The sequence below is a fragment of the Ruegeria sp. Ofav3-42 genome, from assembly GCF_022347725.1.
Taxonomy (GTDB): domain Bacteria; phylum Pseudomonadota; class Alphaproteobacteria; order Rhodobacterales; family Rhodobacteraceae; genus Ruegeria.
Genome location: NZ_JAKRGB010000004.1, coordinates 34,865 through 52,183, shown reverse-complemented (window position 1 = coordinate 52,183; position 17,319 = coordinate 34,865). Strand labels below are relative to the sequence as shown.

Sequence of the window (17,319 nt, the reverse complement as noted above, 5' to 3'; positions counted from 1 at the left end):
ATGGACACAATCGAGATTGGCCTTTGGGTCACGGGTGGCCTGCTGGTTCTGGTTGTTACGGGGATGCGCGTGGCCTTTGCCGCTGGCCTTGCGGGTCTGGTTGGACTGGTCTGGATATTCTGGGCCAAGTTTGGGTACGATCCGGACCGCTTTGGCAAAGCACTTACGGTCGCTGTCAAAACAGCTGGGCAGGTACCCCATTCCAAGGTTGCTGCCCACACGCTCAGCCTGATCCCGACCTTTATCCTGATCGGCTATCTGGCTTACTACGCGGGACTCACACGTGCGCTGTTCGAGGCTGCGAAACGCTGGGTCGCTTGGGTGCCTGGAGGGCTGGCGGTTTCGACCGTATTCGCCACTGCGGGATTCGCCGCCGTTTCCGGTGCCTCAGTCGCTACGTCCGCTGTGTTCGCCCGGATTGCCATCCCTGAGATGCTGAAGGTCGGCTATAATAAGCAATTCGCGGCCGGGGTCGTCGCCGCAGGTGGTACGCTGGCATCCCTGATCCCTCCGTCTGCGATCCTTGTGATCTATGCAATCATCGTGGAACAGGATGTCGGCAAGCTTCTGTTGGCCGGATTTATCCCCGGCGCGTTCTCAGCTGTTGTTTACGGCCTGCTGATCGTAGGCATAGCGGTTGTTTTCAAATCCGTCGGCCCGCCGGTCACAGGCTTTACCTGGAAACAGCGCTTTGCCTCGTTGCCCGGCGCGTTTCCAATCGTCGCCGTGATCCTGATCATCATCTGCTTTGTCTATAACCCGTTTGGAGAAAAAGCCTGGGGAACTCCGACAGAAGGCGGCGCAATCGGCGCTTTCATCGTCTTCTGTTTCGCGTTGTTCCACGGCATGCGGTGGCCCGAGTTGAAATCGGCCCTGCTGGAAACCGCAAAGCTGACAGCCATGATCTTCACGATCATCTGGGGCGTTTTGATTTATGTACGTTTCCTTGGGTTTGCCGATCTTCCAGGCGCGTTTTCGAACTGGATTACCTCGTTGGAAATGTCGCCAATGCTGATCCTGATCTGCATTCTGCTGGCCTATGCTGTTCTGGGCATGTTTATGGACGCTATCGGGATGTTGTTGCTGACACTGCCAGTGGTTTACCCGGCGGTCATGGCCTTGAACGGGGGCGAAACGGTCAGTGCCGCCGACAGCGCGTTCGGCATGTCAGGTCCGATGTGTGCGATATGGTTCGGCATTCTGGTGGTTAAAATGGCCGAGTTTTGCCTGATCACACCACCTATTGGTCTGAACTGTTTCGTGGTCGCTGGTGTGCGCCCGGATCTGAGTGTTCAGGACGTGTTCAAGGGGGTGACGCCGTTCTTCATCGCCGATGGCGTGACAATTGCACTGCTCGTGGCGTTTCCGGGCATCGTACTCTACCTGCCGTCTCTGGCCGGATAGAAAAAGCCCCCGGTGGTGAACCGGGGGCCAGTCGACGTGAAGCGCGGGTTCTTCAGTTCGCCCGCATCAACATCCCGTACAGGTCACGCGGGTCGTCGGGGTCGGCCAGCATGTCCAGAGGTTCAAAGAAATCAGTGCCTTCGATGGCGGACTGGATGTAACGCAGGGCCGAGAAATCCTCGATCGCGAAGCCAACGCTATCGAAGAGCGTGATCTGCAGGCCATCGGTGCGGCCCTTGGCTTGACCGGTCATGACCTGCCACATCTCGGTCACCGGATGATCGTCGTCCAATGCCTGAATCTCGCCTTCAACACGAGTTTGCTCGGGATATTCGACAAAGATCTCAGACCGCAAAAGGATATCGCGGTGCAGTTCTGTCTTGCCGGGGCAGTCACCGCCGATGGCGTTGATGTGAACACCCGGTCCGACCATGTTGTCGGTCAGGATCGTGGCGTATTTCTTGTCCGCCGTACAGGTGGTGATGACCTGTGCGCCTTCGATGGCATCCTCGGGCGTTTTGCACAACACAACGGTCAGACCGGAGTTCTTGAGGTTTGCAGCACATTTCTCAGTTGCAGCATGGTCGGTGTCGTACAGGCGCACGGTGTCGATCCCGCACATGGCCTTGAACGCCAGACATTGGAATTCGGACTGCGCGCCGTTGCCAATCATCGCCATAACGCGCGCGGACTTCGGCGCCAGATAGCTGCCCACCAGCGCAGACGTAGCCGCAGTTCGCAGAGCGGTCAGCATCGTCATCTCAGTCAGCAGGGTTGGGTAGCCGGTATAGACGTCAGCCAGCAGGCCGAACGCTGTTACCGTCTGCAGGCCCTCGGACGTGTTCTTGGGGTGGCCGTTGACATATTTGAACCCATAGGCCTCACCATCCGAGGTCGGCATCAGCTCAATCACGCCATGGGGTGAGTGGGCCGGGATGCGCGGGGTTTTGTCAAAGCTCTCCCAGCGTTTGAAGTCGGATTCAATCTGAGCCGCGATCTGAGTGATCATCTTTTCAAGCCCGATATGGTGCACCAGCCGCATCATGTTGTCGACGGATACAAAGGGCACAAGCGCCTTGTCGGAAGGTTGCATCATGGTCTCCTATCGGCGGGAAAGGTGGATTCCGGCGATCATGCAACGTACTGATCCTCCGGCTGTTTCTATGGTTGGAACCGACAAAGGCAGCAGGTTGGCGCTGTCTTCGATGGTGTCGATCTGTTTGGGCGTCAGTGCTTCTTTGGCGCGGCTGGACAATGCCAGTACAAGGCCTTCACGACCACTGAGCTCAATGGTGTTTCCGGCAAAATTCGCGATCTGCTCATGGGACAGGTCGATGACGGTGCGGCCGGATTCTTCCAATCGCGCCTGCACGGTCGTGCGGCGTTTGGGGTCGGTAATCATGTCGAGGCAGATCAGAGCAAAATGTGTGCCGATCCCCATTAGCACGTTGGTGTGATAGACATCTCGGCCTTCGGCATCCCGGGCTTCGAACGCGATGGGTTCGTAGTTGAAATTGGTGCAGAACCGCTCCAGCAGAACGGGGTCGGCGCGGTTGGATTTGACCGTATAGGCAATGCGCCCGACGTGATCGAGAACCATTGCTCCGGTACCTTCCAGCGCAAGATCGTCCTGTTCCAGCCCCGAATAATCGATCACGTCCTGAACGCGGTATTGCTGTTTCAGCAACTCGATGACATCTGTGCGGCGTTCGCGTCGGCGCGACGGAACAAACATCGGGTAGATCGCAATGTGCCCGCCGGGATGCGTCGAGAACCAGTTGTTAGGGAAAACACTGTCCGGCGTGTTCTGTTGACCGTGATCGTCAAAGACATGAACGGTGACACCAGCCCCACGCAGTTGTTCAACCGCCCGATCATGTTCATCGCGCGCGGCTGCTGACGTTGCTTCGGCAGAGCGGTGTGCCAGCGTCTGAAACGCATTGTCGTGGCGAGTCTCTGGGTTCGAAACAAACTCATGCGGGCGGACCATGACAACGGCAGAGGGAGATTGAAGAGAATTCATCAGAAGCTCCGGGTCGGGCGGTCGAAGATGCGGCGACCCAGCAGGGAGGCAGCCAGATCGACCATCAGTTTTGCGGTGCGTCCACGCTCGTCAAGGAACGGGTTCAGTTCGACCAGATCCAGTGAGCAGACCAGTCCGCTTTCGTGCAACAATTCCATCACCAGATGGGCTTCCCGTTCGGTGGCGCCTCCGGGAACGGTGGTGCCCACGGCCGGAGCGACCGAAGGGTCCAGAAAGTCGACATCCAGCGAGACGTGAAGAATACCGTTTTCCGCCCGGACACGGTCAAGAAATGCTATCAACGGTGCCTTGATACCATGCTCATCGATGCTGCGCATGTCGGCGAGCATGGCCTGATCCTGTTCAAGCCTTGCGCGTTCTGCAGGGTCCACGGACCTGAGGCCGATCATACCCACGCGGTCTGTCGGAACAGGGGCGGTCAATGGTGGGAAGGCGTCAAACCCGGGTTGCCCCGTAAAATATGCAACCGGAGTGCCGTGCAGATTACCGCTGCCGGTGCTGTCCGGAGTGTGAAAATCGCTATGCGCATCCAGCCAAAGCACGAACAACGGGCGTCCGATCCGGTCGGCATGCGTGGCCATTCCTGCAACGGTGCCCATAGACAAAGCGTGATCGCCGCCCATGAAGATCGGCAGGCCCTTGGGTGCGGTTTCCTGTGCCGCGCGGCTAAGCGCGCTGGTCCAGCCGACACATTCGGGTAGGGCAACTAGATGCGGGTGCTCTGGCACGTCCGACGGATCGGCGCTTACATTTCCGATATCCGCAACTTGATGCCCCAGATCTGTCAGGGCTTCTTGAAGGCCCGCTACCCGATACGCGTCGGGACCCATACGGCACCCCTGACGACGCTTGCCCGCGTCCATCGGCGCACCGACCAATATCACGTTTTTAGTATCCATATGTCTATGTACTCACACAGGATGGCTTGCGAAAAGACAACAAAATGTTCAAAATGACACTTTGATATACGAACTGGAAAGTAATCATGGACGATTTGGATGGCAGGCTGCTAAGCGCCTTACATCGGGATGCACGGGCATCGCTGTCTGAACTCGCTGAAACGCTGGGTGTGACGCGCACGACCGTCCGCAGCCGGTTGCAACGCCTCAAGCAGTCAGGCGAGATCGTAGGATTTACAGTTCTCACCCGTCAGGACGTGGCGCAAAGCCCGGTGCGTGGGCTCATGATGCTGGAAATCGAAGGCCGGGGAACCGAGCGCACGATGGCCCGCATCGCCGCAATGCGTCAAGTGCGCGCCGTGCATTCAACGAACGGCAGCTGGGACCTGATCGCCGAAATCTGGACCGAGACTCTGGCCGAGCTGGACGAGGTTCTGTTTCAGATTCGCCGCATGGAGGGGATAACCCGGTCCGAGACCAACCTGCTGCTCTCGACCCGAAAGGGGCGGTTCTGACCCCGTAGTGCTTTGAGCCTGAACGAAATTGTGCGAAAGTTGCTTTGCGTGATCCAACCGCGCCGGACGTGACAGGGCCTGAGAGCAGGGACAAAGCATGGCAACGCAAGAGAACGTCGAAGAACTCTGGGCTGTACGCTTGGCGGAACGGGTGGCGGGGTTTCTGGAGAAGCCCGCGGTCAGGATCGCGATACCGATTCTGGTAACCCTCATCGCACTGACAGTTCTGCACGAGCTGTCATCCCATGTGAAATGGGCTGATGTGCAGACGGACGTTGCGAACACGTCGTGGAAACTGATGCTCATTGCGCTGTGCTGGACAGCGTTCAGCTTTTTTTCGCTGTCGCTCTATGACGTATTTGCGGTGCAAAGTGTGGCAGACGGCGAGGTGCCATTGCCCGTGGCTGGTATGGCCGGGGCCTGCGGGTATGCAGTGTCGAATTGTCTTGGATTTTCCTACATTACGGGCACGGCGATCAGGTATCGGATCTATGCGTCCCTCGGGTTGGATTTAGGCAGAGTCGCGGGCGTTGTTGCCACCTCATGGATTGCTTTCTGGTCGGGTTTTGTTCTGCTGTTGGGCACTTTGCTGGCGCTGCATCCGGACGGAATCTCCAAGATTTTGCCCATAAGTGATGTCACCGAAACCGTGATCGGTGTGGGCTTGCTGGTAGCGCTGGCAAGCTTGTTCATTTGGCTTTCTAGGGGCGGGCGCAGACTGGCCACGGGTGGGTTGGGCTTCAACCTGCCGGGCGGCAAATTGGCTGGACTTCTGACGCTGGCCGCGGTCGGTGATCTGTTCGGGGCATCGATGACCCTATACGTTCTGATGCCGGATGATATTGGGGTTGGATATCCGTTCTTCTTCACAATCTACATCGGAGCCATCGCCGTCGGCATCCTCAGCCACGCCCCCGGCGGGATTGGCGCGTTCGAAGCAACTCTGATCGCAGGGCTAGGGGCCTCGGGGCGGTCCGACGTGATCGCAGCGTTGTTGCTTTATCGGTTGGTCTACACGTTTCTGCCTTTTGCGATCGCCACATTGTCTATCGCCGTGGCGTCGGCGCTGACGCATCGCCACCACATCAGCGGGGCGGCGACATGGGTTTATCGCGTGATCCGACCGATCATCCCGATGGTTGCCGCGGGCGTTGCTGCGGTTGCCGGAGTCATCCTGTTGGTATCCGGAGCGTTGCCCACCAGCAGCCAGAGTCTGGGCGCATTGCGTGACTTCCTGCCCTTGTCATTTGTCGAGGCGTCTCACCTTGCGGGTAGTGCGGTCGGGGTTTTGTTGCTCCTTGTGTCACGGGGGTTGTTCCGCAAGCTGTACCGCGCCTGGGTGGTCGCCATGTTGTTGATGGTTGCGGGGTTCATTGCGTCGCTGACAAAAGGCCTTCACACCCATGAAGCAATCACAATGTTGTGCACTATCGCCTTGCTGGCCACGTTTCGGGGGGCCTTTTACCGGGTCAGCGGCGCGTCGATCTTCCGCCTGAACATTCCGTGGCTGGTCAGCGTGATTGCCTTGCTGCTGGTCATTTTCTGGATCGGACTGTTTGCCTATTCACATGTCGAGTATCAGAACGCCCTTTGGTGGGAATTCGCCTGGAACGGAAATGCCTCGCGATTTTTACGCTCGAGCCTTGTGGTCGCCGTCATTCTTGGTGTGGTGGCAGTGAACTCTTTGTTCGGGCGTGAAGTACCGGAACCGATGAGGACCGAGATACCGGAAGTTGTCGAACGGCTGGCGCTGGAAAGCGAAGACACCGAGGCGCAGATCTCCTTGACCGGCGACAAACAGTTCCTGATTTCTCCAGACGACAAAGCGTTTCTGGCCTACGCCGATACCGGTAATGCTCTGATCAGCAAGGGTGAGCCCGTGGGGGATGAAACGGCTGGCCAGCAACTGGTCTGGCAGTTGCGCGAGATGGCGGATCGCGAGGGCAAGTTGTGCGCGTTTTACAGCGTCTCGACCAAGTACCTGCCGACCTTTCTGGATCTGGGCCTCTCCATCCTGAAAATCGGAGAGGTCGCGCGCGTTCCGCTCAAGGATTTTTCACTGGACGGAAAGCCGCGCAAAAGGTTCCGTCAAGCCAAGCACAGGGCCGAACGCGAAGGATACGTGTTCGAGATCATTCCAAAGGAAAAACTGGCCCCGGTTCTGCCAGAGTTGCGCAAGATCTCAGATGACTGGTTGGAGCACAAGGCGGGAGAGGAAAAGGGCTTTGCGCTGGGCGGATTCGACGATGAATATCTGTCTTATTTTGATTTCGCAGTTCTGAAGAAGGCCGATACCGGAAAGATCGTGGCCTTTGCCAACCTTTTCCAAGGCGGGCACAAATCCGAATTGTCGTTGGACCTGATGCGGTACGAGCCCGACGGATCGAACTTCATTATGGACGCGTTGTTTGCCGAGATGATGACCTGGGGGGCAGAGCAGGGCTTCCATTGGTTCTCGCTCGGGGCCGCACCGTTTTCGGGGATCGAAAACAGGCAGCTGGCATCCTTCTGGAACCGTGTTGGTGGGTTCGTTTATGAGCATGGCGAGCAGTTCTATCACTTCGAAGGACTGCGGTCCTTCAAGCAGAAATTCGACCCGGAATGGAGCCCGAACTATCTGGCCAGTCCCGGCGGTCTTGCGGCTCCGCGGATTCTGTACGAGGTGAACATCCTGATTTCCGGCGGGTTACGTGGGCTGACCAAGTAAGCGTCAGTTCAGGCTGGCACGCGTTGGGGTTTCCTCCAGCAGGTCACCCCAATCGGTGCGATATGCCATCTCGGCCAGAACGGTCTCGGGCAGGAATTCCTGATTCTGCCGGATTTGCCAGCCCCCGCCCAATCCTTTGTAGACCGCAACCAGATTGCTGGACACTTGCTGGCGCGCTTCGATCAGATTGGCCTGAGACCGCAGCAGGGCAGTTTGGGTGTTCAGGATTCGAGAATAGCTGGCGATGCCGTCCCGGTACTGATCGATGGCGATCTCGGCCGCTTTGCGCGACGCCGCCACGCTGTTCTCATAAAACCCGACCTGCTTGCGGGACTGTGCGTAGGCCACCATCGCGCTTTCGACCTCGGAATAGGCGGTCAGGACCGTATTCTGATAATTGGCGATCAGAGCCTGATAGGCGGCATCCTGCGCCCGCACGTTGTTCTTGATTCGGCCGTAGTTCAACACGTTCCAGACGACACCAGCGTTGGCGAGCCCTGTGTTGCTGGCCGACGAGAACAAATCTCGACCACCCGAGGCCTGCAGGCCAATTGAGCCGGACAGAATGAACTGCGGATAAAGATCAGCCAGCGCGATACCGACCTGAGCGGATTGCGTTGCCGCTGCCAGTTCTGCCGCGCGGACGTCGGGGCGGCGACGCAGTAGTTCTGCCGGAACACCGACCGCCACGTTTGAACGTGCAGAAGGGATGCGACCAGAGTTACCCAACAGGCTGGTCATGCGGGATGGCGTCGCGCCAAGCAATACCGCCAATGCGTTCTTGGCCTGTTGAAGATCGCTTTCGATTTCAGGAACCAGAGCCTTGGTGTTGTTCAGCAAGGCCTGCGATTCCTGAACGTCCAACTCTGTTGTAACGCCATTGTTGAACCGAAGCTCGGTCAGGTCGGCAGATTCCTGTTGCAGCTTGATGTTCTCGCGCGCGACCGCCAGCGACTCCTGCAGGGCCCGGATGTTGACATAGAGAGCCGCGACATCGCCGGTCAGCGTGACCAGAGCATCGTCATAGTTTGCCACCTGCAGCGCCAGATTGGACCGCGCCGCCTGCACGCCGCGGCGTTGCTGGCCCCAGACGTCCAGTTCCCACTGCGCGTCAAACCCGACCTGCGAGGTCGAAAACTCGGTGTCCAGCGGGATGATCCGGCGGATATCCGAAATTGGCCCGAGGTTGTCGCTGACCTGACGGCGTTCAATGGATGCGCCGATAGCCTGCGATTGCGGGTACAACTCACCGAACGCGATGCCCAGCTGCGCGCGTGCCTGCAGGACACGTGCGCCCGCGACCTGCAGATCCAGGTTCTGTGCATAGGCTTCGGCTATCAGTTTGTTCAAGGTGGGGTCGTTGAAGGTCTCCCACCATTTAACTACCGGCGCGCTGCGCGACGTTAGCCCGCTTTGCCCTGTGCTTGGGCTGTTCACTTCGATCCACTGCTTAACGACCGGAGAGTTGGGACGCACGAAATTCGGACCAACTGGTGCGCATCCCACCAGAAGCGTCGCACACAGGGCCGTGCCCATCAGTCGGCGGTAAAGTCTGGACCGGGTCATGCTAAGCGTCCTCAGATATCCAATGGTCGAATGAAGTTGGCGAAGGAGTACAGCCGGATATTAATCCGCCGCAGAAACTCAAAGCTCTTGCCTTGCCCTGTGTAAATCGCCACGGCTGCGTGACCGCCAGCAGGGAAGGTGTGCCCGTCAGGGATGTCGACCGAGATTTGCACCGCGATACGTCCCGGCAGTTTCGGCAGTTCAAAGCCGGGCAGGCGGCCCGAGGGCAGGTACTGGCCCTGACGGGTGGCCCACCAGATCGCCTCGACCTTGCCGGTCAGAATTTCGCCGGGGTAGAGGTCAAGCGCGACCTCGACGGGTTGGCCGACTTCGACAAATTTCAGGTTTTGTTGCCGGTAAGTGGCCAGAATGTAGGGATTGTCCTTGGTCACAAAGCTGGCAATAGCCCCCAGGCGGATATCGCCAACGACAAGTCCCGGACGCGCCTGTTGAGACACGATCATCCCGTCTTCGGGCGCGTAGATCGTTGTATTGTCAAGAAAATACTGAGCCTTATCCAGCTGAGCCTGTGCCTGCAGGATGCCCGTATTGATCCCATCTATTTGCGAAGCCAAAGCCAGATTGGCCTTTTCCAGATTTGCCTCGGCCTCTTTGATCTGCGCCTCGTCTTCTGTGACCTGCTCGTTCCAGCGATCCAGTTCGTCCTGACGCGCACCGCCTGCAGGTACCAGATTTTCGTACCTAGCCTGCTGCGTAAGCGCGTATGCCAGTTGGGCGTTCGCGCGTTCAACCGCTTCGGCTGCGACGATCACATCCTGTTCTAGGATTTTGGCATTTTGCTGTGCCGCAACCAACTGCGCGGTGGCTCCTTCGACTTCCAGCGCGAAAACGGTGTCGTCAAAACGATACAGGGGATCGCCCTTTTTGACTTCGGTATTCGGTTCCACCAGCACTTCGGTCAGGATCGTAGGCTCGGTCAGGCGCGGGACGATCTGGATGGTCGAGCGCACAACGTGACTGTCGATGGAAAACGGCTGAAAGAACCGCAGCGCGACCAGAAATACCAGCAACAGGTGTGCGCCCACCCAGAAGGTCACGATCCCCCAGGTGATGCTGAACTTCAGCCACTTCACTTTGAAGAAGATAAACCAGACGAAGATGATATAAAAAAGCGTAATGCCGAGGGCGACGAACATATTGAGTAGTTTCCTTTGGCCTTAGCTTTTCTGCGTCTCGTCGGGATCAAGCGGGTCGCGGTATTCCTCTGTCAACTCTCCGCCCAACCTCTTGATTTCCTTGCGAACGGCGTCTCGTTCGTCTTCGGGCATTCGGCGAATATCGACAACGGTTCCGTCGTGGAATGCCCAGATAAAGGCGTGGACCCACGGGACGATGGCCAGAAATCCCATCCACCCCATGATCTTTATCGCCTCGGCATGGGGGTGGTTGCGTTTGATCGCGATGCGTCCCGGCAATCCCATGACGAACAGGAACAGAGCCATCACCGCCGCCAGCAGCAATATCAATGCAAGAAACGTCAGGTAGTCATAGTAATCAAGCGGCTGCCCAAGTAACCCCATGTTCGTGCCTCCGTTTGGGAAGGTTACCCCATCCTCAATTGTTGGTGCCCAGTTCGTCAATCAATTTGTAACTGGTTGGCGGGTCGGCGCAAATTCCCGGGCCGCACTCGATCAAGGTTGAAACAGCGTTCAGCACTGCCAAGCCCAGCATGATGAAGAATGCCGTTTTGGCCAGAGTGCTGCCGCCAAAGCGCGGCTGGTCCGATGTGTCGGTGGCGTATTGCCGTTCAAACATCAGCATGATCGCCGTGCCCAACAGGATCAGGAAAAAGCAGATGGCGGCCCATGTGTAGTAATGGAGGCCTAGAACAGGCGAGCCATAATGTCCGGTGCCCGGAACAATATGTAGAAGGATCTGCCGCACTGCGACGCTGCCGCCGAACAACGCGGCAATCAGCATCAGCGCGTAATGTTGGGGGCGGGCTCCGTATAGCAGGTTCAATCCCAGACCAACGCCCACGGCGACAAATCCCACACGTTGCAGCAGGCAAAGCGGGCAGGGCAGTTCATACAGCGTCAGTTGGTAGATATAGGCCAGCAACAGCACGAGGCTGACGGCCAGCATGCCAATTGCGTTCAGAGTTCGGGACAGGTCCGGTGTCATCTCTGCCCCCTACAACTGGATCGTCAACTGGCTGGTGGCATGAAACTTCAGCCAGTACACGCTCAACGCAAGCGTGAAAATGAACAGCGTGTTGGCTGCTGTTGTTCTTCTAAAATAGTTCAGCCCCATGGTGGCTGTAAGTAACGCAAATAAAAGCGCTATCATGGCCCGGTTCTCCCCTTCCGTGCAACGATCGCAATACGGGGATACTGTCAGGCGAAATGGTATCTGGCAAGGAAAGGGTTGCAAGGTTCACCTTTTAGGCGAACCGCTTACGCCGCTATTGGCATATGCGCACGATCGTTTCCCAATCGTTGCACCGGTCGCGCAGATAGGCTGTCAGCGGTTGGTCGGTGTAGAACGTATCGATTTCGGCCAAAGACGAGATGCGGGCCGGAGCCGCCCTCTGAAACTTGGAATGATCGGCCACAAGAAAAGTGCGCCGTGTCTGGGCGAGGATTGTCTGGCTGACGTGGACTTCTTGAAAATCAAAGTCCAGAAGATCCCCATCGGCGTCCAGCGCAGAGCAGCCGATAACGGCGTAGTCGAACTTGAATTGCCTGATGGTCGATATCGTCAGATTGCCGATCAACCCACCATCCGAACGGCGCAGGACGCCCCCTGCAACGACAATTTCGCAATCGGGGTTTTCCACCAGAATGTTGGCGACGTTCATGTTGTTGGTGACGACCATCAGATCCTTATGGTTCAGCAATTGGCGGGCAACGGCCTCGGTCGATGTCCCAATATTCATGAAAACGGACGCGCCATCGGGAATGTCACCGGCGCAAGCCATCGCAATACGTGCCTTGGCATCTTCGTTCAGGGCGCGACGGTCTTCGTAGCCAATGTTGGAGACGCCGGACCGCAACACCGCGCCGCCATGTACCCGGTCCAATTTTCCCATATCGGCCAGTTCGGAGAGGTCGCGACGAATGGTTTGAACCGTAACGCCGAACCGCGCAGCCAATTCTTCCACCATTACCCGACCGTCTTGTCTGGCAATGTTCAGAATATCCGACTGACGAAAGGAAAGGGACATGTTTGGCTCCGGATGAGTGGGTATGTTCGTTTTTGTTCTATTTGAAGAATAAATCAAGCATTTGAACGAGGGTACGCTGTTCTTACAGTTACCTTGTGCTAATTCGTGCACTCTCCCGAAGTGAAAGCGAAAAAAACCGAATAGCGGCATTGACGAAACGCGCCTGCGCCGGGTTAATGGCCGCGACTTTTCCAGCATAGGGAATCATCCGGATATGGAACGGCAAAGTGGCGAGGTCACAGACCTTTTCATCATCGGTGGCGGGATCAACGGGTGCGGCATCGCGCGAGATGCAGTTGGGCGAGGGTTGTCCGTCACTTTGGCTGAGATGAACGATCTGGCCTCGGCGACTTCGTCAGCCTCGACGAAGCTGTTTCATGGCGGTTTGCGGTATCTGGAGTTCTTCGAATTTCGCCTGGTGAGAGAGGCTCTGATCGAGCGTGAAACGCTACTGCGCGCGATGCCCCATATCAGCTGGCCGATGCGCTTTGTGCTGCCGTATCACGCTGACATGCGGTTCGACTCCGAGACACCGACGTCCCGGTTGCTGAACAAGGTGATGCCGTGGATGCGGGGACAGCGCCCAGCGTGGCTGATCCGTTTGGGGTTGTTTATGTACGACCACCTTGGCGGGCGTAAAATCCTGCCGGGGACAACTTCGCTGAACTTGCGCAGCGCTCCGGAAGGTGCGCCGCTGCAGGATAAGTTCGAAACTGCTTATGAGTATTCCGACTGCTGGATCGAAGACTCTCGCCTGGTAGTACTGAATGCCCGCGATGCTGAGGCTCGCGGCGCGAGAATTCTGGTGCAGACCGAAGTTCTCTCCGCTGAACGGGTCGATGATCTGTGGAAGGTCACAATCCGTGATCGGCAAAATGGAGAAACACGCGTCGTTCGCGCCAGAATGTTGATCAATGCGGGTGGACCGTGGGTCGGAGACATTATCCAGACCAAGATCCGGGTCAATTCCCGCGAAGGGGTGCGCCTGGTGCGTGGCAGCCATATCGTGACGCGCAAACTCTTTGATCACGACAAGTGCTATTTCTTTCAGGGCGAGGATGGGCGCATTATCTTCGCCATCCCCTATGAGCGCGACTTTACCCTGATCGGTACAACAGATCAGGATCATCCGAACCCATCAGAACCACCGGTCTGTACTGAGGCAGAGCAGGATTATCTGTGTGCGTTCGCGACAAAGTACTTCAAGCAGCCGGTCGCGCGCGATGATATCGTATGGACCTATTCCGGCGTGCGACCTCTGTATGACGATGGGGCCAGCAGTGCGACGGCTGCGACCCGCGATTACACCCTGAAGGTCGACGCGCAGGGCGGGGCGCCTGTGTTGAACGTATTCGGCGGAAAGATCACCACGTACCGGCGTCTGGCGGAAAGCGCGATGGAAAAGGTAGCCGAGCACTTCCCCGATTTGCCAGGCCCATGGACAGCTGGCGTCGCGTTGCCCGGCGGGGATTTTCCGGTCGATGGCGTACAGGATTTGGTCGCAGGGCTATTGGCTGACTACGCGTTTCTCGACCGAGCCTGGGCCGAGCGGCTGGTCCGCGCCTATGGCACCGAAGCCCGGATCGTTCTGGGGGATGCCACCTCCATAGCAGATTTGGGCGAAGACTTCGGCGCAACCCTGACTGCGCGGGAATTGGCGTGGTTGATGGACAAGGAATATGCCCGCACGGCCGAGGACGTTGTGTGGCGCAGGAACAAGATGGGCCTGAGACTGACCGCCGAGCAAATCGAGCGCATTCAGGGGTGGATGGACCACCAAAACACGCCAGCGGTCGTTTCGGCCTAAGCAAGCCGGCCTAAAAAAAGCCCCGCCGGATTGGCGGGGTTTTTGTTTTGGATCAGGCAGTTTCCTCGGAAGAGCCCGGATCGTTTTTCGTTCCCTTGATCCACTCCCGCAGGCTTTGCATCAAGGCATACAGGACCGGCACGAGGATTACCCCGACCAGCGTCGCTGCCAGCATTCCGCCGAACACGGCCACACCGATGGCCTTCTGGCTTGCAGCGCCCGCGCCGCTTGCTGCGAGCAGCGGAACCACACCCAGCAGGAAGGACAAGGCCGTCATCATCACCGCGCGGAAACGTTGATACGCAGCTTCGGCGGCGGCGTCCCTGATCGAAAGGCCTTTGGCCCGCTGCTCCATCGCAAATTCGACAATGAGAATGCCGTTTTTCGAGGCAAGACCTACAAGCATGATCATCCCGATCTGCGTGTACAGGTTGATGTCGCTGCCAACGATGGCCACAGCGGCCACCGCACCGAACAGCGCAACGATCACCGACAGCAGGATCGATACCGGCATCGTCCAGCTTTCGTATTGCCCCACAAGGAACAGGTATCCAAAAAGGATCGCCAGCCCGAGGATGACGATGACCAGACCACCGGAAGCCAGCTGCTGTTGCGCCGTCCCGGTCCATTCAAAGGCGTATCCGGGGGGCAGGGCGGTGGTCGATTCCTCGGTCATCACTGTGATCGCATCGCCGGTCGAAAGCCCCTCGGCAGGAACGGCCGTCACAGTCGCGGACCTGAACAGGTTGTGACGCTTCAGCAAAACCGGACCCAGAACGTTTTCGACGTCAATGAGTGTACCCAGGGGCACCATCTCACCTTTGGTCGACCGCACGTAGAGGTTCGAGATATCGTCAACATTGTCCCGATACGACCCGTCGGCCTGGATCATCACCCGATACACCCGTCCGAACAGGTTGAAGTCGTTCACGTAATACGACCCCAATTGCGCCTGCATCGTCTGGAAAACCTCGGCAACTGAAACCTCCAGCGTCTTGGCTTTCTCGCGGTCCAGATCGACGAACAGCTGCGGCACGTTTGCGCGGAAGGTGGTATAGGCCTGTCCGATTTCTGGACGTTGGTTGGCCGCGTATACAAACGATCCGACCGCCGAGGCCAAGTCCTGAGGCGTGCCGCCCCCCGTTTGCTGAACCTCCATCTCAACACCCGCCGAGTTTCCGAGACCCTGAATCGGCGGTGGGTTGAATGCCACGATCGAAGCCGCGGACTCACCATATGCGATGGCCAGAACCTTTTGCAGAATGGCGTCCGCACTCAGGTCGTCTTCTTGACGGTCGTCCCAGTTTTCGAGGTTCACGAAGATCGCAGCGCCGTTTGTGGTCGTGCCGTTGAGGATCGAGAAACCGTTGATCAGAACGGTACTGGACACGCCCGGGATCTGCTGGATCTGGTCATCGACCCGACCGGACACGACCTCGGTGCGTTCCAGAGTCGCGGCGTCGGGAAGCTGAATATCAACAAACAGATAGCCGTTATCCTCAAGCGGAAGGAAGCCGCTGGACGTATTGGACATGATCGTGCCCGTGCCCATGGCCAGCACAACAATGACACCCAGCCCGACAACCGGCAGAATAAGCAGCTTGCGAACGATTGCGACATAGCCGGTCCGAATGGTGCCGATAAAGTTCTCGAACACCGCCAACAGCCCTTTGGGCGGGCCAGACCGCGGTTTCAGCACCAGCCCGCACAATGCAGGCGATAGAGTCAAAGCATTGATCGATGAGATCACAACCGCGGTCGAGATCGTCACAGCGAATTGCGAATAGAGCCGCCCCGAGATGCCGGGCATGAAGGTCACCGGTACAAACACCGCCAACAGAACCAGCGTGGTTGCAATCACCGGGCCAGTGATCTGCCCCATAGCTTTGCGTGTCGCCTCAGCCGGGGGAAGACCTTCGTCCGCGATGATCCGCTCGACGTTTTCGACCACAACGATGGCGTCATCCACCACGATCCCGATGGCCAGCACCAGCGCGAACAGCGAAATCGTGTTCAGCGACATGCCGAACAAGAGCAGGAACGCAAACGTACCGATCAGAGAGACCGGGATCGCAACCGCGGGAATGATGGTTGCCCGCCAGCTGCCAAGGAAAACAAACACAACCGTGATCACCAGCGTGAAAGTCAGGATCAGGGTCGTGACCACGTCATTCAGTGACTGTTCTACAAAGTCAGTGGTGTTGAAGGGAACGTCGTATTCGACATCCGTGGGAAAGGTGCGCGACAACCGTTCCAGTTCAGCCTCGACGCGTTCAGAGACCGCCAACGCGTTCGCACCGGGTGCCTGATAAATGCCGATTACGGTGGCCGGAACACTGTCAAAAAAACCAGAGGCTGCATAGTATTCCGCACCCAGCTCGACCCTGGCGATATCCTTGACCCGCACAATAGACCCTGCATCACCGGTTCGGATGACAATGTCACCAAATTCGGCAGCCGAGGTCAGGCGGCCTTTGGTTTTGATCGTGTACTGAAAAGTCTGTCCTTCTGGCACCGGAGGCGCACCGATGGAACCGGCCGAAACTTCGACGTTCTGTTCGCGAATGGCGTTGATCACGTCGCCCGGTGTGATGGACAGAGCTGCCATCTGATCGGGGTCCATCCAGATCCGCATGGCGTATTCCAGATTGGTCAGAACGTCCGCTTTACCAACGCCCTGAACCCGCGCCAGAGCGTCTTTCAGGTTGATTGAGGCATAGTTGGACAGGAAAACGCTATCATATGTGCCGTTCGGCGATGTCAGCGTCACCAGCAACAACATGTTGGTCGACGCCTTTTGTGTTACCACCCCTGACGATGTTACCTCTGCCGGTAGCGAGGACATCGCTTGTGCCACGCGGTTCTGCACGTTTACGGACGCGATATCGGGGTCAGTACCCACTTCAAACGTAATGTTCAGCGAATACGAGCCGTTGTCGGATGAGGTGGACGTCATATAGATCATGTCGTCCACACCGTTCACCTGCGCCTCAATCGGGGCGGCAACGGTGTTTTCCACGGTTTCGGCGTTGGCGCCGGTGTAGGTGGTCGTCACACTGACCACTGGTGGTGTGATGTCCGGGAACTGGGCGACCGGCAAAACCAGATAGCCGATGCCGCCCATGATGGTCAGGACAAGCGAAATAACAAGCGCCAGCTTAGGCCGGCTGATGAACAGGGCTGAGAACAT

Annotated in this window: 14 protein-coding genes; 4 read left to right on the top strand and 10 right to left on the bottom strand. The window is 57.7% G+C overall.

Going from position 1 to position 17,319, the window contains the following annotated elements:
- Positions 1–1,404, top strand: coding sequence for a TRAP transporter large permease (locus MHN28_RS07880; RefSeq protein ID WP_239337759.1), 1,404 nt, complete (start codon positions 1–3; stop codon positions 1,402–1,404).
- 52 nt (positions 1,405–1,456) lie between these two features.
- On the opposite strand, the gene MHN28_RS07875 is transcribed toward MHN28_RS07880, so the two are convergent.
- Genes MHN28_RS07875 through rocF form a run of 3 tightly spaced genes read right to left on the bottom strand, consistent with a single transcriptional unit; the run spans position 1,457 to position 4,347 of the window.
- On the bottom strand, positions 1,457–2,500 hold the full coding sequence (locus tag MHN28_RS07875) for an ornithine cyclodeaminase (protein WP_239337758.1): 1,044 nt from the start codon (positions 2,498–2,500) through the stop codon (positions 1,457–1,459).
- A gap of 6 nt (positions 2,501–2,506) precedes the next feature.
- Positions 2,507–3,427: a citrulline utilization hydrolase CtlX gene (gene ctlX, locus MHN28_RS07870; RefSeq protein WP_239337757.1), complete on the bottom strand. Its 921-nt coding sequence runs from the start codon at positions 3,425–3,427 to the stop codon at positions 2,507–2,509.
- The gene (rocF, locus tag MHN28_RS07865; RefSeq protein WP_239337756.1) at positions 3,427–4,347 is read right to left on the bottom strand and encodes an arginase; all 921 of its coding nucleotides are present in this window, start codon (positions 4,345–4,347) and stop codon (positions 3,427–3,429) included. The genes ctlX and rocF overlap by 1 nt, the downstream gene beginning before the upstream one ends.
- Positions 4,348–4,433: 86 nt before the next feature.
- Here rocF and MHN28_RS07860 point away from each other — a divergent pair, with 86 nt between their 5' ends.
- The gene (locus tag MHN28_RS07860) at positions 4,434–4,862 is read left to right on the top strand and encodes an Lrp/AsnC family transcriptional regulator (protein ID WP_239337755.1); all 429 of its coding nucleotides are present in this window, start codon (positions 4,434–4,436) and stop codon (positions 4,860–4,862) included.
- Positions 4,863–4,959: 97 nt separating this feature from the next.
- Positions 4,960–7,569 (top strand): bifunctional lysylphosphatidylglycerol flippase/synthetase MprF, encoded by a 2,610-nt coding sequence (mprF, locus tag MHN28_RS07855; RefSeq protein WP_239337754.1) that lies wholly within the window; start codon positions 4,960–4,962, stop codon positions 7,567–7,569.
- Between the two features lie 3 nt (positions 7,570–7,572).
- On the opposite strand, the gene MHN28_RS07850 is transcribed toward mprF, so the two are convergent.
- The 6 genes from MHN28_RS07850 to MHN28_RS07825 form a co-directional block, all read right to left on the bottom strand.
- Positions 7,573–9,135, bottom strand: a complete 1,563-nt coding sequence (locus tag MHN28_RS07850) for an efflux transporter outer membrane subunit (RefSeq protein ID WP_239337752.1) — start codon at positions 9,133–9,135, stop codon at positions 7,573–7,575.
- Positions 9,136–9,146: 11 nt separating this feature from the next.
- A complete protein-coding gene (locus MHN28_RS07845) occupies positions 9,147–10,292 on the bottom strand; it encodes an HlyD family secretion protein (RefSeq protein ID WP_239337751.1) in 1,146 nt (381 codons plus the stop codon).
- 21 nt (positions 10,293–10,313) lie between these two features.
- A complete protein-coding gene (locus tag MHN28_RS07840; protein ID WP_239337750.1) occupies positions 10,314–10,676 on the bottom strand; it encodes a DUF3302 domain-containing protein in 363 nt (120 codons plus the stop codon).
- A gap of 34 nt (positions 10,677–10,710) precedes the next feature.
- A complete protein-coding gene (locus MHN28_RS07835; protein WP_239337749.1) occupies positions 10,711–11,280 on the bottom strand; it encodes a disulfide bond formation protein B in 570 nt (189 codons plus the stop codon).
- Positions 11,281–11,289: 9 nt separating this feature from the next.
- Positions 11,290–11,445: a DUF5993 family protein gene (locus MHN28_RS07830; protein WP_239337747.1), complete on the bottom strand. Its 156-nt coding sequence runs from the start codon at positions 11,443–11,445 to the stop codon at positions 11,290–11,292.
- A gap of 115 nt (positions 11,446–11,560) precedes the next feature.
- Entirely contained in the window at positions 11,561–12,322 is a 762-nt protein-coding gene (locus MHN28_RS07825; RefSeq protein ID WP_239337746.1) for a DeoR/GlpR family DNA-binding transcription regulator, read from the bottom strand.
- Between the two features lie 214 nt (positions 12,323–12,536).
- On the opposite strand from MHN28_RS07825, the gene glpD reads away from it, so the two are divergent.
- Complete coding sequence (glpD, locus tag MHN28_RS07820) at positions 12,537–14,129, top strand: glycerol-3-phosphate dehydrogenase (RefSeq protein WP_239337745.1); 1,593 nt, start codon at positions 12,537–12,539, stop codon at positions 14,127–14,129.
- Positions 14,130–14,181: 52 nt separating this feature from the next.
- Here the strand turns inward: glpD and MHN28_RS07815 are convergent, their stop codons facing one another.
- Positions 14,182–17,319, bottom strand: coding sequence for an efflux RND transporter permease subunit (locus tag MHN28_RS07815; RefSeq protein ID WP_239337744.1), 3,138 nt, complete (start codon positions 17,317–17,319; stop codon positions 14,182–14,184).